Source organism: Bacillota bacterium, from assembly GCA_040754315.1.
GTDB lineage: Bacteria > Bacillota > Sulfobacillia > DUSP01 > JBFMCS01 > JBFMCS01.
Map to the genome: position 1 here is coordinate 1 of JBFMCS010000026.1, position 23,639 is coordinate 23,639.

22 protein-coding genes, 1 pseudogene and 1 riboswitch are annotated in these 23,639 nt (G+C 58.6%); of the genes and pseudogenes, 11 read left to right on the forward strand and 12 right to left on the reverse strand.

Going from position 1 to position 23,639, the window contains the following annotated elements:
- Positions 1-105 precede the first annotated feature (105 nt).
- From AB1576_05020 to AB1576_05050, 7 genes are all read right to left on the reverse strand, one after another.
- Positions 106-636, reverse strand: coding sequence for a 6-phosphofructokinase (locus AB1576_05020; GenBank protein ID MEW6081134.1), 531 nt, complete (start codon positions 634-636; stop codon positions 106-108).
- A 196-nt stretch (positions 637-832) separates the two neighbouring features.
- The gene (locus AB1576_05025; protein ID MEW6081135.1) at positions 833-1,480 is read right to left on the reverse strand and encodes a class II aldolase/adducin family protein; all 648 of its coding nucleotides are present in this window, start codon (positions 1,478-1,480) and stop codon (positions 833-835) included.
- A 26-nt stretch (positions 1,481-1,506) separates the two neighbouring features.
- On the reverse strand, positions 1,507-2,499 hold the full coding sequence (locus AB1576_05030; GenBank protein ID MEW6081136.1) for an alcohol dehydrogenase catalytic domain-containing protein: 993 nt from the start codon (positions 2,497-2,499) through the stop codon (positions 1,507-1,509).
- Between the two features lie 71 nt (positions 2,500-2,570).
- Entirely contained in the window at positions 2,571-3,845 is a 1,275-nt protein-coding gene (locus AB1576_05035; GenBank protein ID MEW6081137.1) for a PTS transporter subunit IIC, read from the reverse strand.
- Positions 3,846-3,891: 46 nt separating this feature from the next.
- Positions 3,892-4,176, reverse strand: a complete 285-nt coding sequence (locus AB1576_05040; GenBank protein ID MEW6081138.1) for a PTS galactitol transporter subunit IIB — start codon at positions 4,174-4,176, stop codon at positions 3,892-3,894.
- A gap of 15 nt (positions 4,177-4,191) precedes the next feature.
- Positions 4,192-4,698 (reverse strand): PTS sugar transporter subunit IIA, encoded by a 507-nt coding sequence (locus AB1576_05045; protein ID MEW6081139.1) that lies wholly within the window; start codon positions 4,696-4,698, stop codon positions 4,192-4,194.
- Entirely contained in the window at positions 4,670-5,467 is a 798-nt protein-coding gene (locus tag AB1576_05050; protein ID MEW6081140.1) for a DeoR/GlpR family DNA-binding transcription regulator, read from the reverse strand. Before AB1576_05050 ends, AB1576_05045 begins: the two co-directional genes overlap by 29 nt.
- Positions 5,468-5,671: 204 nt before the next feature.
- Here AB1576_05050 and AB1576_05055 point away from each other — a divergent pair, with 204 nt between their 5' ends.
- Together AB1576_05055 and ptsP are read left to right on the forward strand one after the other, a co-directional pair.
- Positions 5,672-5,941: an HPr family phosphocarrier protein gene (locus AB1576_05055; protein ID MEW6081141.1), complete on the forward strand. Its 270-nt coding sequence runs from the start codon at positions 5,672-5,674 to the stop codon at positions 5,939-5,941.
- A 14-nt stretch (positions 5,942-5,955) separates the two neighbouring features.
- Entirely contained in the window at positions 5,956-7,656 is a 1,701-nt protein-coding gene (ptsP, locus tag AB1576_05060) for a phosphoenolpyruvate--protein phosphotransferase (GenBank protein MEW6081142.1), read from the forward strand.
- A 201-nt stretch (positions 7,657-7,857) separates the two neighbouring features.
- Here the strand turns inward: ptsP and AB1576_05065 are convergent, their stop codons facing one another.
- A complete protein-coding gene (locus AB1576_05065) occupies positions 7,858-8,085 on the reverse strand; it encodes a hypothetical protein (protein MEW6081143.1) in 228 nt (75 codons plus the stop codon).
- Between the two features lie 118 nt (positions 8,086-8,203).
- Complete coding sequence (locus AB1576_05070) at positions 8,204-8,533, reverse strand: saccharopine dehydrogenase NADP-binding domain-containing protein (GenBank protein MEW6081144.1); 330 nt, start codon at positions 8,531-8,533, stop codon at positions 8,204-8,206.
- Positions 8,534-9,638: 1,105 nt separating this feature from the next.
- Between AB1576_05070 and AB1576_05075 the strand changes: the two genes are divergently transcribed.
- The 3 genes from AB1576_05075 to AB1576_05085 are packed head-to-tail and all read left to right on the forward strand — an operon-like array spanning position 9,639 to position 13,660.
- Positions 9,639-11,231, forward strand: a complete 1,593-nt coding sequence (locus AB1576_05075; GenBank protein ID MEW6081145.1) for a spore germination protein — start codon at positions 9,639-9,641, stop codon at positions 11,229-11,231.
- 1 nt (position 11,232) lies between these two features.
- Positions 11,233-12,348, forward strand: a complete 1,116-nt coding sequence (locus AB1576_05080) for an endospore germination permease (protein MEW6081146.1) — start codon at positions 11,233-11,235, stop codon at positions 12,346-12,348.
- A complete protein-coding gene (locus AB1576_05085) occupies positions 12,341-13,660 on the forward strand; it encodes a Ger(x)C family spore germination protein (GenBank protein MEW6081147.1) in 1,320 nt (439 codons plus the stop codon). The genes AB1576_05080 and AB1576_05085 overlap by 8 nt, the downstream gene beginning before the upstream one ends.
- Before the next feature lie 605 nt (positions 13,661-14,265).
- On the opposite strand, the gene AB1576_05090 is transcribed toward AB1576_05085, so the two are convergent.
- Positions 14,266-14,568: a DUF4143 domain-containing protein gene (locus tag AB1576_05090; GenBank protein ID MEW6081148.1), complete on the reverse strand. Its 303-nt coding sequence runs from the start codon at positions 14,566-14,568 to the stop codon at positions 14,266-14,268.
- 587 nt (positions 14,569-15,155) lie between these two features.
- On the opposite strand from AB1576_05090, the pseudogene AB1576_05095 reads away from it, so the two are divergent.
- Positions 15,156-15,206 (forward strand): annotated as a pseudogene (locus AB1576_05095) (hypothetical protein).
- A 15-nt stretch (positions 15,207-15,221) separates the two neighbouring features.
- On the opposite strand, the gene AB1576_05100 reads toward AB1576_05095, so the two are convergent.
- Positions 15,222-15,716 carry a tetratricopeptide repeat protein gene (locus AB1576_05100; GenBank protein ID MEW6081149.1) on the reverse strand — a complete coding sequence of 165 codons (495 nt, stop codon included), beginning with the start codon at positions 15,714-15,716 and terminating at the stop codon, positions 15,222-15,224.
- Positions 15,717-16,276: 560 nt separating this feature from the next.
- Entirely contained in the window at positions 16,277-18,517 is a 2,241-nt protein-coding gene (locus AB1576_05105) for an N-6 DNA methylase (protein MEW6081150.1), read from the reverse strand.
- Between the two features lie 244 nt (positions 18,518-18,761).
- A riboswitch (TPP riboswitch) is annotated at positions 18,762-18,870 on the forward strand.
- Between the two features lie 112 nt (positions 18,871-18,982).
- Here AB1576_05105 and thiC point away from each other — a divergent pair.
- Genes thiC through thiL form a run of 5 tightly spaced genes read left to right on the forward strand, consistent with a single transcriptional unit; the run spans position 18,983 to position 23,525 of the window.
- Positions 18,983-20,281 (forward strand): phosphomethylpyrimidine synthase ThiC, encoded by a 1,299-nt coding sequence (gene thiC / locus AB1576_05110; protein MEW6081151.1) that lies wholly within the window; start codon positions 18,983-18,985, stop codon positions 20,279-20,281.
- Complete coding sequence (gene thiD / locus AB1576_05115) at positions 20,272-21,123, forward strand: bifunctional hydroxymethylpyrimidine kinase/phosphomethylpyrimidine kinase (GenBank protein MEW6081152.1); 852 nt, start codon at positions 20,272-20,274, stop codon at positions 21,121-21,123. The genes thiC and thiD overlap by 10 nt, the downstream gene beginning before the upstream one ends.
- Positions 21,099-21,914 (forward strand): hydroxyethylthiazole kinase, encoded by an 816-nt coding sequence (thiM, locus tag AB1576_05120; GenBank protein MEW6081153.1) that lies wholly within the window; start codon positions 21,099-21,101, stop codon positions 21,912-21,914. Before thiD ends, thiM begins: the two co-directional genes overlap by 25 nt.
- Positions 21,904-22,548, forward strand: a complete 645-nt coding sequence (gene thiE / locus AB1576_05125) for a thiamine phosphate synthase (protein ID MEW6081154.1) — start codon at positions 21,904-21,906, stop codon at positions 22,546-22,548. The genes thiM and thiE overlap by 11 nt, the downstream gene beginning before the upstream one ends.
- Positions 22,545-23,525 (forward strand): thiamine-phosphate kinase, encoded by a 981-nt coding sequence (gene thiL, locus AB1576_05130; protein ID MEW6081155.1) that lies wholly within the window; start codon positions 22,545-22,547, stop codon positions 23,523-23,525. The genes thiE and thiL overlap by 4 nt, the downstream gene beginning before the upstream one ends.
- Positions 23,526-23,639 lie beyond the last annotated feature (114 nt).

Genomic DNA, 23,639 nt, shown 5'->3' on the forward strand with positions numbered 1-23,639 from the left:
ATCCGTTCACCGTTGACCACCACGAAATCCTCACCAATCTCGTTTATAGTATACATCATTTTTACTTCCCTGTCAAATGCTTCGGGCAGGTTTCTAGAGGAAAAGTCAGTTATCCGGTAACTGTTTCATCCTCCCCATGACCTCAATCACGAAGCCCCGTTCCAGCGCTGAAGCGGTATCACGCACCCTGTCAACAGAGGACACGATGGTGTTAGCCGCTGTATCAAAGCCTATGCAGGCGTCAGTCTCGGCCACGTCGTTATCTATCGTAGCGGGAATCGCCACCACTGGCACCCCGGCCTGGGCCAGGCAGGCCGCAGCCTTGACCGAACCCTCCCCGCCTATGATCACCAGGCCCTCCACGCCCTCATCAGCCAGGCAGCCTGCGGCCCTACCCACGCCATTGTCCTTGAACTCCTGAGACCTGCTGGTGTGGAGTATGGTTCCGCCACGGTTGATGATGTCCGCAACGGAACCCAGGTCCATCTCCTGGGCCTCCCGGTTCAACAACCCTGCAAGCCCTCGCCTGAAGCCCGTTATCTGGCATGAATGGTAAATCCCCGCCCTCACCACAGCCCTTATGGCAGCGTTCATGCCCGGCGCATCCCCGCCGCTAGTCAATACGCCCAAGCGCATATGCAGCCCCCCACATCCCCTTCGCAGTCACCGAAACCGCCTTGCCCTTACTGGAGTGTTCAGCCTTCTCTCACCGGAGCGCCGCCCTCAGAAACACCCAGTTGGAGCACCTGGAGGGGGCCATCGTGAGGTCCATCTCCCGCCTTATGGCCCAAAGACCAGGGGAGCCCTTTCTTTCAGGGCTCCCCTTGGCAGTTCACTCCTGCCCGTAGGTCGCAACAAACTCCTCATGCAACCTGGCCGCCTCTTCATCGGGTATGACCGTTGGCTTCCCTATGGACCTGGCAAGCCAGAAGACTCGCGCCGCATCCTCAGTGACAACCGCCGAGAAGAAGGCATCCCTCAGATCAGGGCCCACCGTCACCACCCCGTGGTTTTGCAGCAGCACCGCATTCCGGCCTTCCAAAGCCTTCACGGCTGACCTGCCCAGTTCCTCCGTTCCCTCAGACGCAAAGGCCGCGGTTCTCACTGCCCCCCCCACGGCGTTGGCCAACTCCCCTATCACCAAGGGTATCTCGAGGCACAGCACCCCGATGGCCGTGGCATAGGGTGAATGGGTGTGCACCACAGCCATCACCTCAGGCCGGGAATGATAGATGTGCAGGTGCATTGGCGTCTCAGAGGAGGGTTTACGCGCTCCGTCGACCACCGTTCCCTCCGGGCTCAGCACAACCACATCGCCGGCCGTTATCTCATGATAGAACATGCCGCTGGGCTTGATGGCCACCAGCCCGGAGTTCGGGTCCCTGGCGCTCAGGTTACCCCAGGTCAAGGTCACCAAACCCTCTGCGTGGAGCATGCGCCCTACCGACACCACCTCTTGCCTGAGTTCCTCCAGTAGCATAGCGTCCCTCCGGGTTCTGACCTAGTCTAGCACGGCACAACCTTGATCTTCAGGGCAGTGGCGGCCTTCGCCGCCTCGAAGGCCTGCACCACATCATCCAGGCAGAAGACCTGTGTGATGTAGTCTTCCGGTCTAACTACGCCGGTCCTCACCAATTCCAGCGCCTCATCGTTCTCAGCCCGGGTGTAGGCGTAGGAGCCCATCACGGATATCTCCTCGTAATGGATGTAGTTGCCATCCAGACACACGCCAGCCCTGTCCTTTGGCAGTCCTCCGAATACCACCACGCGCCCGCACTTCCTCGTAACCAGGACAGCCTGGGAAACCGCCTCGGGTGAAGGGCACGCCACGATGGCCACATCGGCCCCCACGGGGTAGACCGCCCGGAATGATTCTACCATGTCGCCCTTGGATGGGTCGATCACGAGATCCGGGGAAAAGGCCTGGACAAGAGATAGTCTCGCACTACTTATCTCCACCATGGTAACGCTGCGGGCCCCCCGGTGCCGCGCAAGCTGCAGGTGCATGCATCCTATGGGGCCAGCCCCGATCACCACGATGTTGTCGCCCAGGCCTATGCCGGATATGTGCTGCGCGTGAACACAAGACGACAATGGCTCAACCAGCGTGGCCGCATCATAGGAGAGTCCGTCAGGCACGTGGCGAACCCATCCCTTTTCCACCACCACCTGAGGCACAAGCACATACTCGGCAAACCCACCCGGGAAGTGCCTACCAAACTCCAGCTTATTCTCGCATACATGCTCATTGCCGCCCAGACAGTATTCGCACTCCCCGCAGGGGGTATCCTGCATGGCAACCACCCGGTCTCCCGGTCGGAAGCCGCCTATCCCTTGACCTGGGGCCTCAATGACATCCCCGGCGAATTCGTGCCCCAGGATTACCGGCGGCACGATGCTGCTGGATCCAGCGACATACGTCCTAAGGTCCGACCCACATATGTTGCAGCCCCTGACCTGAACCAGGAGATCACCAGGACGTGAAACCGGAACTGGCACTTGCTCAACTCGAATCCGATCCGGGCCATGCCAAACCGCTGCTTTCATGGTGCCAAGGGCTCCCTTCAGGTCTATAGCGCGCCTACCACGAGCATTTGGATTTTGTATATGATCCACGTCATCCACTGCGAACCGATGGACAGGCAGGTTGCCAGGCTTGAACCCTCAGGGAATGCGAATCCTACCTGGCGGCCCAGCTGGGTCATGGCAGGGGCGTAGTCTGAGGCAATGTACAGGATGGGGATCATGAAGAGGGTACCCATGAGCCATCCCCTGAAGATATTGCCCTTGCAAGGCACTACCGCCCAGACCACGAAGAACACCAGACCGCCCAGTTCCGCAAGGGGAAGCGTTATGTTGCCGGGAAGTACCAGGGCCAGCACCAGTATGGTGGGGATCAATAGCAGAGCGGTGGCGATGATCGATGGGTGTCCCACGACCACGGCAGCGTCCAGCCCGATGTACACCGCGCGCCCGGCGAAACGCTTCTTCATGAATTCCGCGGCGCTCTCTGACAGTGGCATCAGCCCCTCCATCAGTACGCCTATCATCCGGGGAAGGAGGAACATGGCCGCAGCCAGCGATATAGCTGTATTCAGCATGGTGGGCAAGTCGGTCCGGGCTATGGCCGCGAGGGTCGTGCCAATTATGATGCCAAGAACGGTGGGCTCACCCAGGACCCCGAAGCGTTGCTGGATCTTCTCCGGTGACCAGTCTATTTTAGATATCACCGGGATCCGGTCGAGGAGGCGGTTAAAGGGGATACCTATGAGCGCCCAGCCCGTTGACTCAATGTGAGGAATGGATATGCCCTGGAGGCCAAAGAACTCCGCCACATATGGGGCCGAATAGTCGGCCACCTTGAATATGATCGCCATGGCAATACAGGCGCCCAGCACGGAGAACCACAGGTTGCCTGTGAGCATGTACACAACGCCACCGAGGAAGAGCGGCTGCCAGTAGTTCCAGATGTCCACGTCCAGTGTCCGGGTCCACCCCAGGGCCAGCATGGCGATGTTGGTCAGCAGAACACCCACAAGGATGAAGGGCACGACCAACCCCGAGCCCCATGCGATGCTGGCAGCAATGGGCCACCCGACGTCCACAGCGGTCAGTTTGAAGCCGTATGTCTCGACCATTGAATTTACCACCGTCATGATGGTGTTGGATAGGAGTGCGATGACAAGATTGATTCCGATGAACCCTATTCCCACCGTGATGCCACTTCGAACGGCGCGGCCCAGCTGCTGGCCGAACACCAGTCCTAGGATGGTGAGGATGATAGGCATGAAGATCGCCGGTCCGGCACCCATGACGAAATCTATGGCGTTCATCAAGGCTTGCATAGAGTTCTATCTCCTTTCGGCGCTCTTTGTTAGAATCTGTGAACTGTCACTTCTTTAGCTCATCCACGATGCGCTTGATGGTCTCAGCCTTGCCCAAACCCGTGACAAAGGAGATCCCGTTTATCAATGGGATTCCGAAGTCACCCTGAAGCGCAGTCATACTTACGATGAGGTCGGCCTCGTTCGCCCTGAGCCTTGCCTCGTGAGGAGTGAGTTTGATGGTCTGGACATCGATGCCCGCGGAAGCCGCTGCCTTCATGATCTCCCTCTCCGCCACTGTTGAGGTTATGCCCGCTGTCCCACATACCACCAGCACCCTCTTCCTAGTCACACGTACACCCCCTTATCAAGATTCTTCAGGCATCATCCTGCCCTTTATCCGAGAAACCAGATCCTCGTGGGACAGGGGAGATTCCACCAGCGATCTCCAGAAGCGGGCATCCTCGAAGCTGCGTGTGATGCTTCCCAGAACCTGGGCCTGCTGATCCGGATTGGCCAAGGCCAGCATGACGACTACCTGCACGCTCACCTGCTCCTCCGGGCAATCCATCCTATGGAAGGCTACGGGTTCTGAAAGCAGTGCCACACACATGGCCGAGCGCAGGGCCAGCCCGGCGTCAGCGTGAGGTATGGCAAAGCCTATGCCCTCCGTGGGAAGGCCCGTGGGGTAGTTGGCCTCCCGCTCCAGCAGCGCTGGGAGAAACCTCTCGTCAACGGCGCCGGCGGCCTGGAGTCTCTTGGCCATCGCCTCCAGGAGGTCCGGTTGGGTGGGGACTGTGTCCCCAGGGAATCTCAGGAGCAAGTCGGGTGTCAGCATGGGGGGATCAGCCATGTGCCTCATCCCGCCGTTCATCATCGACCTCCGCCACTATGACCCTGATACCCGCCTCTTTCAATCGCTGGATGTGGCTGGGAGAACACCGGCTGTCAGTCACCACAACGTCAATGGCTGTCAAAGGGGCTACCGTCAGGAGCGCCACCGCGTCGAATTTTGAGTGGTCAACCATCAGAACTGTCTCGGATGCTCCCTCTATCATGCATTTGCGCATGTTGACTTCCTCATCGAAGTAGTCCGTGAGGCCGTGCTGCAGTGAAAGCCCCGCCCCACCTATGAAGGCCTTATCCACATGAAGGTTCTTCAGGGCATGCAAGGCATGATTGCCATACACTATCCAGTCCTTGCCCCGAACCCACCCCCCCAAGAGGAAAACCCGGATATTCCCGAGCTGCTCCAGCAGCATGGCGACCTCTATAGATTGGGTGGCCACCATCAGATCATCCTTGTGGGAGATGCTCCGGACAAGCTCCATCGCGGTGGTCCCGCCCTCTATGATGATGCAGTCACCGGGTTCGATCAGGCGGGCCGCCGCCCGGCCTATTGCACGCTTCTCGGTGATCATCTTGGTGGCGCGGGCCGCGTAAGGAATTTCCACACCGCGCTGTTTTACAGCTACCACCCCGCCGTGGGTTTTTGCAATAAGCCCGTCCTTCAAGAGGTGCCCCAGGTCCCTCCGGATAGTTTCCGCTGAGACACTGAGAGCGCTAGCCAGCTCCGCTGGCCTGGTGATCGGCTGGCTCTTCACGTACTCCAACAGCTTGACCCGGCGGTCCCTCGCATTCATGCCATCCCCTCCTGCGCCTTGTGAATTCGGCGTAAAGTTGCAGGATTCCTCTTTTCGTGTGTGGAATTTCACTCACATGAGCAAAAAAACACATCCTGGCGAGATCGCAGCCAAGATCAGGGTGGATCTGGAGCAGGAGACGGTAAGAGCGCATGGAACGATCCGCTAGGGTGAACGAGGCTGGCGCGTTCAGCCAGCGGAGGAGTGGAGGAGCAAGTGGTGGAGAGGATGGTAACAATCCGGACAGAGGCAGGCCTCCATGCCAGGCCCGCCGCCCTATTCGTCCAGGCGGCCGCCAAGTACTCATCCCGGCTGAGCGTACTCAAGGACGGCAGGGAAGCGAACGCCAAGAGCATCCTGGAGGTACTTGCCCTGGGCGCGGGCCGCGGATCCGTCGTCACATTGAAGGCAGAGGGACCCGATGAGGATGCAGCCATGGAGAGACTCGTATCCATCCTATCCGGGGATATCTGACAGGAGGGATGACGGTGTTGAAAGGAAAAGGGGTTTCCCCCGGGATAGCCGTTGGTCCTGCCTTTTTTCTCAAACGACCCGAACCGTGCCCCGAAAGCCAAGGGCTGGCTGCAACCGGGCAGTCCCTTTCCAGCCTGCGCCAGGCCTTCAAGAAGGCCTCGCTGGAGCTGGAAGCCCTGGAGGAGAAGGCCAGGAGGGAACTGGGTCCTGACCATGCCTCTATCCTCGCCGCTCAGAGGCTGATGCTGGAAGACCCGGCGCTCTGGGACAGGATCGAGCAAGGTGTCCTCGCCCAAGGCAGGCCTGTCTCCGAAGCCCTGCAAGTGGCGGTGGACGAGATGGCCCTGGCCCTGGAGAGCCTGGATGACCCATATATCGGGGAACGCGCCGCAGACATCAGGGATGTGGGCGCCAGGGTCCTGCGCATTCTGCGGGGGGGCCAGGGTCAACCTGGACTGACCCTGGATGAGCCGGCGATCGTCGTGGCGTGGGAACTGGCGCCGTCAGAGACCATCCAGTTACCGCGAGAGATGGTCCTGGGGATCCTCACAGGGGCGGGGGGCAAGACGTCCCACACAGCGATCATCGCACGCCAGATGGGAGTCCCCGCCGTGGTTGGCGCGGGCGATGGGATCCGCGAGATCATCCAGGGCCAGACACTGGTGCTCGACGGGGATGAGGGTACGGTCATCCCAGGCGCCGACCCCGAGACGCTCTGGACCTACCAAGAAAGGGCAAGGAGATCAAAAGCGGCGGCAGAGGCAACCAAAGCCTGGGCATCCCTCCCCTCAGTGACCAAGGACGGCAGGAGGATTGAGGTGGCATGCAACATCGCCTCACCCCAGGATGTCCCCGGATGCCTGGAGGTGGGATGTGATGGCATCGGCCTCTTTAGAACCGAGTTCCTTTACACCGGAAGGGACCCTTCGCCCAGCGAGGAGCAGCAGTTCGAGGCCTACAGGCAGGTGGTGGAGGCACTGGCGCCGCGGCCGGTGATAATCAGGACCATGGATGTGGGCGGGGACAAGGCTCTCCCCTGTCTCGGCCCTGAAAAGGAGGATAATCCCTTCCTCGGGTTCCGGGGGATACGGGTATGCCTCGGCAATCCCGAGGCGTTCAAGACGCAACTCAGGGCGATCCTGCGCACCAGCCCCTTCGGGAAAATAAGGATCATGTTTCCCATGATCACGGCACTGGAGGAGCTGCGACAGGCCAAGGACCTGCTAGAAAGGGTGCAACGGGACCTCATCCTGGAGGGACTCGAGGTGGATGACAGCGTGCAGGTGGGCATCATGATAGAGGTGCCCTCTGCGGCAGTCATGGCCAGGGAACTGGCAAGGGAGTGTGACTTCTTCAGCATAGGCAGCAACGACCTCATCCAGTACACCCTCGCCGCTGACAGGTTGAATGAGAGGGTTTCCTACCTTTACTCTCACTATAACCCGGCAGTGCTAAGGCTCATCGACCTGACGGTCAGGTCCGCTCACGCCGAGGGCATCTGGGTGGGCATATGCGGTGAGATGGCGGCGGACGCCAGCATGGTTCCCTTCCTCATCGGCGCCGGGATCGATGAGCTTAGCGTGGCCCCATCAGCCCTGCTCAGGGTGAAGGAGAACCTCCTTTCCTGCGACTCGACGGAGGTGGCGAACATCGCCAGGGAGGTGCTCTCGTTGCCCACGGAAGCCGAGGTCAGAAGTGCCCTGATGAGGGCTTGATGCCCTGCGGGCGGCTGGAACAAAAGCCACAGGCAGCCTTCCATATGCCTATCCAACAGCCTCTTGACTGAGGTGGTACGTGGAGATAGTGCAAGCCGGGACGGCCCTCCCTGTGCTAGATCGCAGCCCCTGCCCCCATGACACGCTGCCGTCATCACCGTCAGTGACGATGGGTGCCCGGTCCCACGGATGAGCCAGGCCTTATGTGATACTCCGGCGGGACATGCCGGAGGCCAGCGCGGTTGCAGCGATAGTCACCCCGGCACCACGGCGTCCAGCGCTAGCTAGTGACGGCCACTCCGGGCCCTTGAGGAAAAGGGCTCTTATGGGGTTTATGCCATAGCTCAGCGGGTTGAACATGGCCACCCTGGCGAGCCACGCCGGCATCATGGCGTTGGACGTGAAACACTGCGGGAGAAGTCGGCGCAACCGTTTCGGATATCCCTCTCACCACATCCATGCTCTCAGCGGCCTGGGCTGCCATGGCGTTGGTGGTTCCGGGACACCGCCAATCCCTACAATGGCCGTGAGCCCCGCTTCCCTGAACTCACTGTCCAGTTCCAATTGCCTCCCTGTCTGGTGGAAAAGGCCCCCCTAGATCTGTGTGGTGAGTCCCTGCCACGATGCAGGCCATCATCACCTGAGTATCATGGTAGTACTGAGTGCAGTTGACCGTGACAGCCGAGCCCTTAATAGAACCAGCCAATACCTCATCGTCCATGATATCTACTCTGGGGTATGTGGCTTTGGGTCCAGCCTTCCGCGCCAGGGCATCGCCAGCATCATCGATATCTCCGATCAGCACCTCTTTAACCTGGGAGATCTTACAAAGGTCCATGACAGTAGCACGCCCCATGGCACCGGCTCCACCCAGCACTGTGACCCTCCCCCTCCTTCGAGTGGCTTGGCCGTTTGATTAGCGAGGCCCGTGCCAGTGGAGTACACCCACCAGGCCAATGGACTTCGAGAGTGCTGCCGCCCGTGCCGAAATGTTCCAGGATCGCCGGAGGCGAATTCGCCCACCTCCCATCGAAATACACCACCAGTCCGGCCAAGAATTGGGGGGTGTCCACACCGGTGCTGGGAGGCGGGAAGATGAAACGCATCTATGAGCTTCCGAAAGGACTGCAGCTGTTGCCCTAGGTGCCCAGCGTGATAGGGAAAGCCAACATCGAGATTAACCTGGGGGTATTGTCCAACAGGCCCAGGGGCATGAGAGAGCGATGAGATGAAAGACACGGTCTAGAGGGTATTAGGCCTAGCCAAAATCTATCTTGGCATGCACAGGGCGAGGTATAGAGGCTTGGCACGAGTCACCATAAGTCTTCCTGACCTTCATCTTCATCAACGCCAAGCGAATGCTGGTTCTCAGGCTTTGACCAAAGGTGGCGGTGGCGGGTACATGAGCATGGTGAAATGAGAGGCAACCTGGGGTGTCTAGCCACAGTCTTCCTCCAACCCATCATTGGTGCCAGCTATTCCTTCCTCATTCTCCCACACCTCGAGAACGAGAAATCCTAAGATGACTATCAAGTTAGGTCAGCATAGGTGACAATTTGGCCGGTTATGCAGGCCAAGAGCAATGGGCAAAGAGTTCAGGTCGCGACCAACCTCCGGCTAGATCGGTAAAGAACTCATCCAGGTAGGACTGTAAGTGTGTCTCGTAAGTACAACTACAGGCCCTGCCCAGAGGGAAGATCTCCTGAAAAAGATTGATAGTCATCAATCCTAATCAATCCTGGGGTTTTGCGAAGGCCTCTCTAAACAGGAGCATCGCACACCCCCCGAGGGGCTGGGGCCCTGGCGCGCTGCCAGCGAGGTGGTCATAGCGCCAGGCCCACCTCAATCCATGGGATTGGACCGTGGCATCTATTACCTGATAGGGATAGACCGTTCTCCGGCGGCTACCCCCTTCCCCGTTTGCCCCACAGTATAGCCAGGTGTTCATTAAGGGATCATACTAGAAGAAGGAGAGGAGTGCGGTGCTGAAGGAGTTGTTGCGGGTTGTGGCTCGGAGAAGGGCTCCAAGAAACCAGATAGGACAAAGGCCATCTACCCCCCTGTCAAAACACATCGGGGATGAGATCAACGCTATCACAGGGTTGTTTGGTCATCCTAGCGACCTGATAGTAAGGCAGTTTCTGGTTGGAGGACGGCCTAACTGGAAGATCGCCGTAGTGCTCCTGCAGGGCATCGTTGATGAGGTTGCCGTGAATGACACGATTCTCAAGCCCCTCGTTCTATGGGCAAGACCGACTCTCATCGACATGCAGAAGAGGGACATCATGCACCAGATGAAGACCCGCATCATAACCGCGCAGGATGTGATTGAGGTCCGGACCCGTGAAGAGGCCATATCTCACATTCTGGCTGGCCAATCAGTAATCCTGGTAGAGGGGCAAGAAGTCGCTCTTGTCGTACGTACAAAGAGCGTTCCCTCTAGAGGCATTGAGCAGGCTACTAGCGAGCAAACGGTTAGGGGCCCACGGGTTGGCTTTACGGAACTAATCAGAGACAACCTGGCACTTCTGCGCCTGCATATGAAGACACCGGACCTTGCTGTGGAGGACTTGAGAGTAGGTCGAAAAAGCCAGACAGACGTCAGGCTAATCTACCTGAGGTCCATTGTCCACCCGGAGATTATCCAGGAGGTGCGGCGCCGGGTAAAATCCATCGATACCGACGTTGTGCTGGATAGCGGGATGATCCAGAACCTTGTTCGAGACCATCCATACTCAATCTTTTCAACCATAAGGGCTACGGAAAGGCCAGATTCCACCATTGCTGACATTAACGAGGGTCGTGTAGCCCTCTTGGTGGACGGGAGTCCCTTTGCCCTCACTATGCCTAACCACTTCTATTCATTCTTTGCCTCGCCTGAGGACCACTACGTGGGTTTCCCTGTCACCTCAACCCTGAGGATATTCCGGGTGCTAGGCTTCTTCCTTTCGGTCATGATTACGCCCTTATACATTGCCGCCACATCATTTCACCAAGAACTCATACCACTACCGCTGCTCCTCAATATCGCAGCCACACATGCGGCGGTTCCTTTCCCGGTGGTGGTTGATGCTCTTATTGCTGAAGTAATAGTGGAAATCCTGCGTGAGGCCGGCGTTAGGTTGCCCCAGCAATTTGGCCCGGCTGTGAGTATCGTGGGAGCCTTGGTTCTCGGTCAAGCCGCTGTACAGGCCGCATTCATAGCCCCCGGGCTGGTTATAGTCATTACTGCAGCCACAATAGCATCCTTCTCGGTACCCCGGGCAGAGGCAGCAATATCCTTTAGGCTGTTGCGTTTTCCTCTTCTTCTTGTGGCGTCAATACTGGGCCTCTATGGGATTGCCCTAGGGCTGCTGGTTGTTTTATACCATGTTTCCTCAATGAAGTCCCTAGGCATGCCCTTCATGGCCCTCTACACGCCCGGGCGTGTCAGTGAAATTGGCGAAAATCTTGTAATCGTGCCAGCACAGGTTGCAAGGCCTGTGAGGCCATCGGCCCATAGGGACAGGTTGAGACGCGGGACACCGCCAGAAATCCGCGAGCCCCGGGAGGACGGGGACACAGGAGAAGAGTGATTTGTGGGGTAAAATCAGTTCCAGACAACTGCTCTTCATGGTCTCATTGTCCAGGATATCGATTGTCGTGGTTTCCTTGCCTGTGATAACCGTGACCAAAGTTCTCCAGGACGCCTGGATCGCCGCCATAGTGGCAACGGCCATATCTCTCCTGCTAGGAACACTGCTAGGCTCACTCATGATGAGGTTTCCGAAGCGGAGCTTCGCCGAAATCTCCCGAGACTCCCTGGGACTTTTCCTGGGGATCCCCACTGGGCTCTTGGTAAGCCTCTTGTTCTGCTTCATTGCCCTATTGAGAACTCGGGAGTTAGCCTTCTTGTTGATGACATCAGCGCTCCCGGAAGCACCAGATTCGGTCGTGGCCATCACGGCATGGCTGGTGGCCGCCTATGGCGCCTACTTGGGCCCGGATGCCATGGGTCGCAGTGCCGAATTCCTTTTCACCCTTGTGGGGCTATCCATCATTACTGGCTTCATTCTCCTCTTCATGTCTCCGGTAAGACCCGACATCTTCTTCCTTGAACCCATACTAGCGCGGGGAATCCTGCCTGTCATCCACGCTTCTGCGAATCCCATCTTCTGGTTCCTCATGTCCAGTGGCTTGGCGCTAGGACTGGGTAAATACTGTGTTGATCCGCCCAGGATCAGGCGTGCGGTGAACGGAGCGCTTCTCATCTCTGGGATCACGCTGGTCGTCCTGTCGGTGACAGTACTGATTTACATGGGACCTTACCAGGCAAAAGACCAGTTTTCCCCATTGCTTTCCCTGGCTCATATAGCCTTCGTCGCAGGCATCGTTGAAAGGCTTGATATCGTCGTTGCCACCTTGTGGATGCTTGGTGTGGTGTTCGACGTGACCGTTCTTCTTCTTGTCGCCTCAATAATGCTGGCGGATGCTCTTGGAACCCGGCCGAAGTCCGCTGTCCTTGTCCTTTTCGCTGCGGGACTGGTTCCCCTCGCATTCAGGTTAGGCGACCCATTCCAATTACGCAAGGTCCTTGAACCGGTGCCCACCACTTTGGCAACCGTAGCCCTTTCTGGACTTATTGGCCTAGTCTTCCTGGTATCAGTGATTCGTGGTATTGGCCGTGGAAGGGGGAGGCTCAAGAATGGCTAGTGGCCAAGGACGGTTGCCTACGGGTCTTCTTATATGCCTTCTGGCATTGGGCATTTCCGGCTGCTGGGGCAGTATCGAGACAGATGACTTGGCGATAATCGGCTCCGTTGGCCTTGATAGGGTGACCCCTGGCAAGGTGCTGGTCTCGCTGGAGGTCAGTAACCCACAGGCCTTGGCTGCTGGTCTCGGCCAGCAGGGAGTGGCCAATACTGTGGGGTGGGTGCTGATGGAAGAGGGATCCACAGTGCCCAACGCGATCAAGAACGTTCAGCGAAGGGTCCCACAAAAGATATTCCTAGGCCAAGTTAGCACTATAGTAGTGGGCATGAACCTGGCTCGGGATGGGGTTCAGCCTTACCTTGACTATTTCGCCAGGGAGAACCTAGTGCGAAGAAGTATCTATATCACAACCTGCGACTCGGCAGCTGGTCTTCTTCAAAGACCCTTTATACAGAACCTGCCCTCTTTGACCCTAAGGGGATTGGTGGATGCAACAACACGCTTCTCCGGAAAATCTGTCCGGGTTTCACTGAACGAGTTCCTCATGAAGATGGCGGAGCCCGGGATTGAACCGATAACCATGCATACCGCTGGAAGGAAGACCCAAGACACTCAGGTTAAGAAGCAGGGCGGAGAAGTACGGCAGGCCAAGCCCTCGGCCAGCCGGGAGCAGCCACTGGAAAGCGAGTTAAACATCCCTGGAATGCTTCCCCGTGATTCCCCAGTGCTTGACCCCCTTAGCGAGTATGGTACGGGGGAAAAACTCCGCGGGCTCACCATCAATCTGGGAATCGCGGCGTTCAGAGATGATAGGCTGGTAGGGTTTCTTGATGGCAATGACGCCAGGGGGTATCTATGGGTCACCGCTAGGATGGTGAGGGGCTCGATCGTGGAGGTGCCCAATCCTAGGCGAGAGGGCGTCATCCTTGCGCTTCTTGTCAGAAGCGTGGAATCGTCCTTGACTCCCATCCTGGATGGTAAAACCCCAAGAATGAAGGTTGAGGTGCGTCTGGAACTGGAAATGAGCCAGATTCCCCAAGACCTGTATGATGATGACCTCCGGTTGAGACAGGAAATCCAAGCAGCTGTCAATGAGCTGGTAAAGGGGGAAATGCGGAAGACCCTCCGAACGGTGCAACAGGAGTTCCGCTCCGATATCTTTGGCTTTGGCCAGTCACTGTACAGGAAATACCCCAAGGCATGGGAAGCAATGGCATCAAAATGGAACGAGGAGATCTTCCCAGAAGTGGAAGTGGACCTTACCGTTGACAGCAAGATCCTAATATCGAATGCAGTATTTCGCTCGAAGTGACCCCACCACCCGAGGAAACATGAAGAAATGAGTTAACCCGTTCTCCCTTGTTTGCACTGGCCGCTACTGCGAGAAACAAGTGAGGCTCCTGCCCAGGGTTTCAGAAAAACACCGCGGTTACGCCACGTGGGGTAACGTAGAGCTCGCCGGTGTCCTGGCGCTCATTGCCTCAATATGGAAGATGGCTATCAAGTTAGGTCAGCATAAGTGATAACTTGGCCGGTTATGCGGGCTGATAGCAGGTGGGCAAAGAGTTCAGGTTGCCACCGGTAAAGATACATCATCCAGGTAAGGCTGTAAGTTTGTCTTGTATAGCATAGCTACAGGCCCGGCCCAGCGGGAGACCGTCCTGGACAAGATTGATAGCCATTATATGGAATCATGGCCGCGCAGCCCACATCCCCCTGTTCGAACACAACAATCGGTGTTCGCCGTGGTGACGGTGAGCGAATTGTACAAGGAGATTCAGATTAGGTTGTATGGGCTCGAGGACAGGACCTCTTAACCGGCACCCCCACCTTGTACCAACACCAAGGCTGGATGCCCTCACTTGCAGTCCCGAAGATAGAAGCCTGCCCACACAGTGGATTTTCGTGAGACAGGCTCTACAAATGAGAAAATGGAAATGCCAGTACGTTTGTCCCCAATGGTAGGCGAACACTGCCAGGATGGACCACGTAACCCGGCACGGCCTTATCACCAAAGTCTCGCAGAAACGTCCTAATAGAGGAGCCCATGGCCGGGTGTGGCGTCGCCGTAGTCTTCACCTCAATGGGGACGAGTCTCCCACCGGTCTCAACAACGATGTCTACCTCTATTCCGGCGGAGGTTCGCCAGAAATAAACTTGTGGGGTCTGACCACGGTGTGTGAGTGTCTTCACTATTTCTGACAAGACTGCTGTTTCCATGAGCGGGCACCCATAGGGCCAGAGGCAGCGTGTTCTGGGCCCTTGACCTCATGGGGCTCCCGAGAGATGATCTTCTGGGTTCATCGCAGCCTGAACAGACCCGGTACTCCTGCCTGATGACCCTGGGTTGGTTATGGTCCAGCCATCCGATCGCACGTAGGGTTTTACGGGAACCGGAGCTACCCTGAAACACCTTGGCTTGTCAAGATTCCTCCGCCCATCGTCAACCATGACTCTCGTTAGGTTACCGGAACCGGAGTCTCATCACGCCTCTCCTCTGCCGCGCCCATAGATCCCACCAACTGGCAGCGCCTTCCAGGAAACCATGGAATGTCCCCGCTCCAGCATGGGAATTGACCAGTGGTTCCCGTCCAGCACGCCCTGTCACGACTCGGGTTACAGGACGGACAAGATGCCTCTGTCAGGGAGTGGACATCTCCTGAGTGCGGGACATTCACGACCGCGACGAGAAGGCAGGTGGAGCACCGAAGCGGAGGGCTTTGACCTCCTTACATCTTTCGGCCTAACAAGCCTAGACCGCGAACACCTAGGAAGACCGCAACCTGCGCCTGGATGGTATACCCCCCATGCCTCGAGGGGTTCCCCAGATCCTCGTGAAGTTCCAGTATGACCTCGACGGAATACTTCACGTGTCAGCCCTGGAGCGCTCCGGGGAAAGGGAGAGGACCATGTCCATCGTGGGCGTAAAACTCCCGTTCCTGGGGTTTCAGTAAGCGGCCCTGGGGTCCGTCAAGCCAGTCAACGAATTCAGCTAGGGCTCCAGCGCCACCTGCCCGGTCCGAGTCCTTCGCCATGGTCCTCTCCATGCGGGCCAGCGCCAAGTGGAACAGGGCCCTGTCATGGTTGGGTTCCAGGGCGAGCACTCTCTGGTATTCCGCTTCCGCCCGTTTCAGGTTCCCTGATCGGTGAAACTCCAGCCCGAGGTGGTAGGGATAGCTTGCCCTGGAGGGCCACAGGGAAGAAGCCTCCGTCAGGTAGCTCATGGCTGCCTGGTACCTTCCCTGTAAACGCTGTACTTGGGCCATGCGGAAGCAGGCCTCGGCCATGAAGGAACGGACCTCTTCCAGCCGCGCCTCGGGATCAGAACGCCGCCACAGCGAGAGGGCCTCCTTGAAGTCCCCCTTCATGAACCGGTCCCTCCCTAGGGAAACCAATTCAGCCAGGGGGTCCCCGGAATGCGCCCCGGGACAGCACCTCGGCTGTTTGGAACCCCGGGATGTATTGGCTTTCATCTTCTTCCGCTGGCGCTTATTCAACTGCGCGGTTCACCCCCACGCGTATGGGACCTTCAGGTGGCCTTCCCTGCACGGTAGCATCATAAGAGAGCTTGCAGAAAGTGCCGTTGCTGGTTCTTCGCATCCCGGTGAACCGGCCATTCCTGCCTGCGGGAAGACTTCAGAAGACTCAGTCTGATAGAGGATCCCTCTATAGAGGCCTGTGGCACCGGCGGATTCCGGCCAGCGGGACCGCCGGGATCACAGAGTACCCACCCTCATCTATGTGGTTCTACCTGCTGGAAGCACCAGACCTTCACGTCGACCGCAAACGTCTGATGGAGTGGAAACACCATCTCTTCCAGAAAGGCAAGATACCTAAGTGACATTTACTGTTAACCGATCCCCTATGCTAGCGGTCACCTGAATTCCAAAAACTGCGAAAGAAGGATTCTGAAAGCAGGTGTAAGCCTTCACGAGTCCATCAGGCTCGCCAAGTGCTGATTGAGAGCATCGATCCTGAGTTGCGCTTCTTCCATCTGATCAAAGAGCCCTAGCACCTCTTGCTGAAGACTGGGATCCAGTATGCATTTGTTTACCCAGATCTCATAAAGCACTCTATCTCGAATGTCAAAAGACGCACTGCCTCTGGCCTGCAGGACCATTTGCCTTCGTACGTCAGGACTGTTGAGTACAAACTTCAACAGCCTCGGGTCAATGATCGACTCAAGTATCGTGAACCGATTACTCGTAATGCAGCCATCCTCTTTTTCGCCTACTATGACAGCACTTCTACCCGAATGAAGTGCTGTCTTTGCAGCAAGGCTGTCTCTATGATTTGGAACAAGCACATCTCCCTTTCTTACCATCAATCTCAAACGGGCCTTCTTCAGGAGTTCATCGCTATTCCCCATATGTGTGCGAAGCACAACCCCTCTATCCATGTCCGTATCAGAAACCTCAAAGTACCGAACGTTGGTCGAGAATTGGATCTCAGACTTCTTCATCGTGCGATTTGCTATTTTACATAGATCGGTTAGCCGCACATGAGCCCCAATTCCGTAGCAGTCCGCACGGTTTACCGCAGCATCCAGCCAATTAGGGTCCCACCGGCTAAAGCCGCGCAGGCGTTCCATCTCAACCCAACACCTATCAACCCTATTGTGACGTTTCCACAGTGACAAGACATGATCAACCTCGGATCCGTTCACGGCGCGACCACGCCTGTCATACCCAATGTTAGCCAGACTGAAGAAGAACACCTCATTCCGCCTCTGCCCGACGGCAGGCTTTCTATGAAAGAACAGCAAGGCCCCCTCTATCCCGCAATCTGTGTGAACAAAAGCATCTCGGGGTAGTCCAATGATTTCCGTTATATCTACCTGTCCAGACAACCAGTTGCGCAAGCGTACGTAGGAGATTGCTTCTCCATTGAGAACGCTTGATGGTATGACTAGGGCCGCCCGGCCGCCTGGTTTGAGCAGGTTGACTGTCTTGACAATGAAGGGTACTACCTTATTCACCCGAGTGCCGGCCCCGGGAAGGGTATTGGAGTATGGTAGGTACTCCTCGCTTTCAAATCCTGCAAATGGCGGGTTCCCAACGATAAGGGAGAACCCATCGCCTTGGAACCCGAAGTCGCCAAGCTGCATCTTCAGTGCATCGCCCTGAATGATCTTTGCGTTACTAGCACCGTGGAGAAAGCAGTTCATCAGTGCGGCAAGTACCATCCTCTCCTGGATGTCGCAACCGAAAACCCTTGGTGAAGTGCCTCCATGACATGCACTGGAGAATGCCTCCAAGAGAAATGTGCCTGAACCACAGCACATGTCCAGGATGTCATCTTCCGCAGTTGGCTGAGCTATCTTGACCGCAATCTCAGCGATGGGTCTAGGAGTAAAATACGCACCCAAACTGCCACGGAAGGTCGAACTGACGATTTCTTGGTAGAACGTTCCCAATACGTCAGTCTGACCACCTATTTCGAGGGTTAGGCGTATGGAATAGGCTGAAAGGGTTTGCAGGCACGCAATAAGGCTGGCATTATCCAGGTCTACTCTGGATCGAAACCGCTCGCAGCCGATACTTTCCAGTGCTTCATCACAAAACGTAATGAACTCGTCAAGACAATCGGCTCTTGCAGCAAGGCGTGAAAGGTAGAGGTCCCCAGGGTTCTTGGCCTCATCGTATATCTTTGCGGCAAGAAGAAGAAGGATTGTGTCAAACAGCCTCAAGCGATCGTGCCCGTGAGCAGCAAATATGGCGTCTCTTACCCTGCAAACTAGTTGGCGAAGATCATATATGCTTATGATTGGGTGCAGGTCTCTTATGCGGATGGGGGGAGTCTTTCTTCTAAGTTGGTTAGAAACCGGCAAGAAGTCTATTCTGCCAAAGGCATGAGGGGAGGCTGCTGTTGTGATAAACTCCTTCCCATCATTCGTGAAGGATAGGTAGCGTATGGATGGCGGCATGTCCATCCTCTTGACATCTGCTAGGTGCTCCATGCTAAGATGCCGCAAAGGCCAAGGACTCCAGAGCAACCGGATTACTGGCTTCAATGGAGAGTCAGACGATGAAAGGTCAGATAAATGGCGAAAACCACAAGGGGTTACAGGAGAGAAGGCAACCTGTGCAGGTGTCACGTACCCCAGCTTTCTAATAGATGCGTTTATGGCATCAAGAATATCGTTGGGAAGCGTAGCAGATGAACTCATACTTGTCACCTGGCCACCTCATTCCTGACGCTACTGGGCAGTCTATCCTCTTAACCGTATTATGGCTTCAGTATTAAGGTCAAGTCATTCTTTCTACGCTCTTCAAGTGCCCTGCGTAACCCCCTGCAGTACAGAAGCCTATCAAAACGCTGATAGAAACAGTGCTTCTGATGCAAGTGGATGCAAGTCGCGCCCTTGACTCAGGTGTCAAGGTGGAGTAGACTTTGGTTACAAACCTCATAGCGTATGGCGGTGGGGGTGCTGGCCTGAAATGGCTGGCTGAGACGGGAAAGCCCGAACCCCTCGAACCTGACATGGGTAATACCAGCGGAGGGAACTGTCGCAGATTCTACGGTGGACCGCGCCTTTTCCGGTGGCGGTCCTTTTTGATCCCCTGCCCTTCGCCCCGTCTGGCGCCCCTTCCGGGGCTTCCCTTCCCGCCCGGTATGACAGGGGGTGTTTCCCATGCAGATAGACATGTCAAGGAGAGGCAGCGTGACCCCTGAGTTGCTGCCGGTGGCTTCAGACGAAGGGCTTGCACCTGAGGACCTCGCGGGGCTCGTGGCATCGGGGGAGGCGGTGATTCTTCACACCCGCCTCAGGAACGATGTGCGCCCTGTGGGGATCGGCAAGCGTCTCAGAACCAAGGTGAACGCGAACATCGGGGCGTCCGATAGGAGATCCTGCCTCGAAGAGGAAGTGGCGAAGGCGTTGACCGCCGTGGAGGCTGGGGCTGACACCCTGATGGACCTGAGCTCAGGGCGGGACGTCCGGGCGATAAGGACCGCGATCCTAGAGGCGTCAGAGGCGCCAGTGGGCACCGTTCCGGTATACCAGGCGGCCCTCGAGGCCCGCGAACGCGAAGGGAGCGTCCTCCGCATGAGCCCCGACGGTCTGTTCTCGGTTATCGAGGAGCAGGCCGCAGAGGGCGTGACGTTCATGACACTCCATGCGGGACTCACCCGCACCACGCTGGAGAGCCTGCGCCGGGAGGGGCGGCAGGCTGGGATGGTGAGCCGTGGAGGGGCCCTCCTGGCGGCGTGGATGATCCACCGGGATGCGGAAAACCCTCTATATGAAGGGTTTGACCGCCTTCTGGAGATCCTCTTGAGGTACGATGTCGTTCTCAGCCTGGGCGATGCCTTGAGACCCGGCTCGGTGGCTGATGCCACTGACCGGCCCCAGATAGAGGAGCTGGCGCTCCTCGGCGAGCTCGTGCTCCGTGCCAGGAATGCCGGGGTCCAGGTGATTGTTGAGGGGCCTGGGCATGTACCCCTGGACCAGGTGGAGGCGAATGTACTCCTGGAGAAGCGCCTTTGTCACGAGGCGCCTTTTTACGTTCTCGGGCCGCTGGTGACGGATGTCGCTCCCGGGTACGATCACATAGCCGGCGCCATAGGGGGTGCCCTGGCGGCTGCGTCCGGGGCGGATTTCCTCTGTTACCTGACCCCCGCGGAGCACCTGGGCCTTCCCTCCCTTGAGGACGTCCGCGAGGGGGTCATCGCCTCACGGGTGGCGGCCCACGCCGGGGACCTGGTAAAGCGGGGGCGGGTGGCGTCCGCCTGGGATAGGCGGATGGCCAGAGCCAGGGCCGCCCTGGACTGGGAGGCCCAGGTGAGCCTGTCGGTGGACCCGGAGCGAGCTCGCAAGTACCGCTCCTTGAGGACCGGCGAAGAGCCCGGCCCCTGCAGTATGTGTGGCGCCCTCTGCGCCATGGACATTGTGAAGGGCTTTCTGGGAAGGGAGGGATCAAATTGCGTGTAGGGAGGGCTCTGACGGTGGCAGGCTCCGACAGTGGCGGAGGAGCCGGGATACAGGCCGACCTCAAGGTGTTTACCGCCATGGGCATCTACGGGATGAGCGCCGTGACCGCCGTCACCTCGCAAAACACCACGGGTGTCAGGCGTATAGACCCCCTGCCCCCGGAGGCGGTGGCCGCCCAGATGGAGGCGTGCCTGGAGGACATCGGGTGTGATGCGGCCAAGACCGGGATGCTCCAGGGCCCGGCGATAGTACAGGCGGTCGCCGAGGTGTTCCGGACGTTCAGGGTACGGAACCTGGTGATTGACCCAGTGATGGTGGCCAAGAGCGGGGATGTGCTTCTTGAGCCCGCCGCCCGCACTGCGCTGAGAGAAAGCCTTCTCCCGCTGGCTGCGGTCGTCACCCCGAACCTGGCGGAGGCTGGTGAACTTGCCGGCATCCCGGTCAGGAAATACGCGGACATGAGGGAGGCAGCGCGGCGCATAGCGGGGCTTGGCCCGCCCCTCGTTGTGGTCAAAGGCGGGCACCTTGACGGGGACCCGGCAGACCTTGTGTATGACGGACGAGAGTTTCACGTTCTAGCCATGGCCCGCATCCGTACCCGGAACACGCACGGCACGGGGTGCTCCTTTTCGGCGGCTATCACTGCCGGGCTTGCGCGGGGGCTCGGGGGGCTGGAGGCCGTCCGGGCGGCCAAGGAGGCCGTGACGTGGGGGATCGCCAACGCCCCGGGCCTGGGCAAGGGGTACGGGCCCACCAACCACATGTATTTCTTGAGAGAGGGCGTTTTGCCCGGAAACCTTCAAGGGGGGAAGAGAGAGTGCACGCAGCCGGAGAGCATCTGAAGCGCATTAGGGAAAGGACCCCGCTGATCCATCACATCACCAACTGGGTTGTGACCAATTTCACCGCGAACGTCACCCTGGCGCTGGGGGCATCGCCCGTCATGGCGCACGCGCCCGAAGAGGTTGAGGAAATGGCGTCGTGTGCCGGGGCCCTGGTAATCAACATTGGCACCCTCACGCTTCCACTGGTGGAGACCGCGCTGAGGGCGGGCAGGGCCGCGAACGCCTCCGGGGTTCCGGTCGTGCTTGACCCGGTGGGGGCCGGGGCCACAAGGCTGAGGACGGAGAGCGCATCAAGGATACTCAATGAGACGAAGGTGAACGTGATCAGGGGAAACCTCTCAGAGGTCGCGAGCCTCGCGGGCGAGGATGTCGCCATCCGGGGTGTGGACTCTGCGGCAACGGGGATCGACGCGTCCCGGCTTGCGTTCTCCCTGGCCCGGAGACTTGACTGTACCGTGGCAGTTACGGGTCCAGTGGACTGGATAAGCGACGGGAATGGCCTCTATAGCGTCCATAACGGCCACCCGCTCCTGGGACGCGTGACAGGCACGGGGTGCGCCGCCACAGCGGTGGTCGCCGCCTTCGCAGCTGTCGAGAAGGACCTTGCCTCGGCGGCTGCGTCGGGGCTCGCCTTCTTCGGACTGGCTGCGGAGAGGGCGGCAAAGGAGGCTCCAGGGCCGGGTACCTTTGCCACGAGGCTACTCGATGAGATCTACGCCATTTCGCAGGAGGATCTGGCTAGGGGAGCCAGGGTAAAACGGCTGGAGGCTGGGCAGGATGAAGCGTGACCTGAGGCAGGCCCTCAGGCTCTACCTCGTGACAGACCGCAGCCTTTCCATGGGGCGGAGCGAGGAGGAAGTGGTGAGGGCTGCCGCGGCCGGAGGCATCACGGCTGTCCAGCTCCGCGGCAAGGACATGACATCCCGCGAGCTCTGGAAGGCGGGCGTTACACTCAGGCGCCTCGCGTCCCGGGAGGGGCTCTTGTTCATAGTCAATGACCGCCTGGATGTGGCCATGGCTGTGGGAGCCGACGGAGTGCATCTCGGGCAGGAGGACCTCCCCGTCGCGGAGGCGAGGAGGCTGGCGCCTCACCTCATCATAGGGGCCACGGCAGGAAATGAGGACGAGGCTAGGGAGGCTGAGGTTGCCGGGGCGGACTACCTGGGCACTGTGGCTGTATTCCCGACAGCCACCAAGACCTATTCCGAGCCGCCCCTGGGCCTCGGGGGGCTGGGGAGGCTGTGCCGGGCAACCCGCCTTCCGGTGGCTGCAATGGGCGGGGTGAAGGCCGAAAACGCCAGGGCGGTTCTGGACGCGGGGGCCGCCGGGATTGCTGTGGTCTCCGCCATCGTATCGGCACCTGATCCAAGTGAGGCGGCGAGGAGGCTCAAGATGGAGGTGGAAGGGGTGTCGCGAGAATGAAGGTGGGGGAGTTCGAACTCATAAAGATGCTGGCCAGGGTTCTCGGCGATCCCCCCGGCGGAATATATCGCTTCATAGGGGATGACACGGCAGTCCTTGAGCCCCCCCGGGGGAGGCTCCTCTTCGCGTCCGACATGGTGGTCGAAGGGATCCACTTCCGGCTTGATTTCGCGGTACCCTGGGAGGTAGGGTGGAAGGCGCTGGCTGTGAACGTGAGCGACATTGCCGCAATGGCCGGGAGGCCTCTTTACGCGGTGGTCTCACTGGGGGTGAGTGCTGAAGAGAGGCCTTCGGAACTCTACGAGGGGATCTACCGGGGGATGGCCGCCGCGGCCTCCCGTTACGGCGTTGCGATAGTGGGGGGAGACACCGTCAAGACTGGGGGGCCTTTGGTCATTGACGTATCGATCATAGGAGAGGCGGAAAGACCCGTATTGAGGTGCGGCGCCCGGCCGGGTGACCTGGTTGCCGTTACCGGGGCGCTGGGGGCTTCTGCGGCCGCTCTCGAGTGGTTTCTCTCGGGGCGTTCTCGCGAGGGCCCGGGCTTCGTGGACAAGGCGGTGCAGGCGCACCAGGCGCCTGAGGCCCGGGTAAGGGAGGCGCAGGCCGCAGCTGGCACGGGGGGGGTCACAGCCATGATAGATGTGAGCGATGGGCTCGCGGGGGATCTAGGGCACATATGCGAAGAATCGGGGCTCGGCGCCCTCCTGGACAGGGAAGTGCCAGTCGACCCAGCGGCGAGGGCAATGGCTCTCAATCTAGGCAAAGACCCGCTGGAGTGGGCGCTTCACGGAGGGGAGGACTACCAGCTCCTGATGACGGTGGACCCGGCGAGGAAGGAAACGGTGGCAGAGGCAGTGATGTCATGCGGTACGCCGCTTACGTACATTGGCAGGATGAGGCAGGGCGAAGGGGTTCACATAAAAACAGGAGACATGGAGGTCCGCCTGGGAAAGGGTGGGTACACCCACTTCTGAGCCGGCGCTCCGGGAGACCCCGGGGCAGGCCTGGCTTCGGTCGGCCTCTAACGGATAGGCGTGAACGGTAGAAGTCCGGTAAGGAACCCCACCATGGCCGCGGAGGAGTAACCA

Excerpts from the sequence above, each read along its gene's own strand:
- AB1576_05050 (MEW6081140.1), bottom strand. The coding sequence starts at position 5,467 with ATGAATGCGAGGGACCGCCGGGTCAAGCTGTTGGAGTACGTGAAGAGC.
- AB1576_05100 (MEW6081149.1), bottom strand. The coding sequence starts at position 15,716 with ATGAAGGGGGACTTCAAGGAGGCCCTCTCGCTGTGGCGGCGTTCTGAT.
- AB1576_05085 (MEW6081147.1), top strand. The coding sequence starts at position 12,341 with ATGGCTAGTGGCCAAGGACGGTTGCCTACGGGTCTTCTTATATGCCTT.
- thiE (MEW6081154.1), top strand. The coding sequence starts at position 21,904 with ATGAAGCGTGACCTGAGGCAGGCCCTCAGGCTCTACCTCGTGACAGAC.
- thiC (MEW6081151.1), top strand. The coding sequence starts at position 18,983 with ATGCAGATAGACATGTCAAGGAGAGGCAGCGTGACCCCTGAGTTGCTG.
- thiL (MEW6081155.1), top strand. The coding sequence starts at position 22,545 with ATGAAGGTGGGGGAGTTCGAACTCATAAAGATGCTGGCCAGGGTTCTC.
- AB1576_05090 (MEW6081148.1), bottom strand. The coding sequence starts at position 14,568 with ATGGAAACAGCAGTCTTGTCAGAAATAGTGAAGACACTCACACACCGT.
- AB1576_05045 (MEW6081139.1), bottom strand. The coding sequence starts at position 4,698 with ATGAACGGCGGGATGAGGCACATGGCTGATCCCCCCATGCTGACACCC.
- AB1576_05035 (MEW6081137.1), bottom strand. The coding sequence starts at position 3,845 with ATGCAAGCCTTGATGAACGCCATAGATTTCGTCATGGGTGCCGGACCG.
- AB1576_05020 (MEW6081134.1), bottom strand. The coding sequence starts at position 636 with ATGCGCTTGGGCGTATTGACTAGCGGCGGGGATGCGCCGGGCATGAAC.
- AB1576_05025 (MEW6081135.1), bottom strand. The coding sequence starts at position 1,480 with ATGCTACTGGAGGAACTCAGGCAAGAGGTGGTGTCGGTAGGGCGCATG.
- AB1576_05105 (MEW6081150.1), bottom strand. The coding sequence starts at position 18,517 with ATGAGTTCATCTGCTACGCTTCCCAACGATATTCTTGATGCCATAAAC.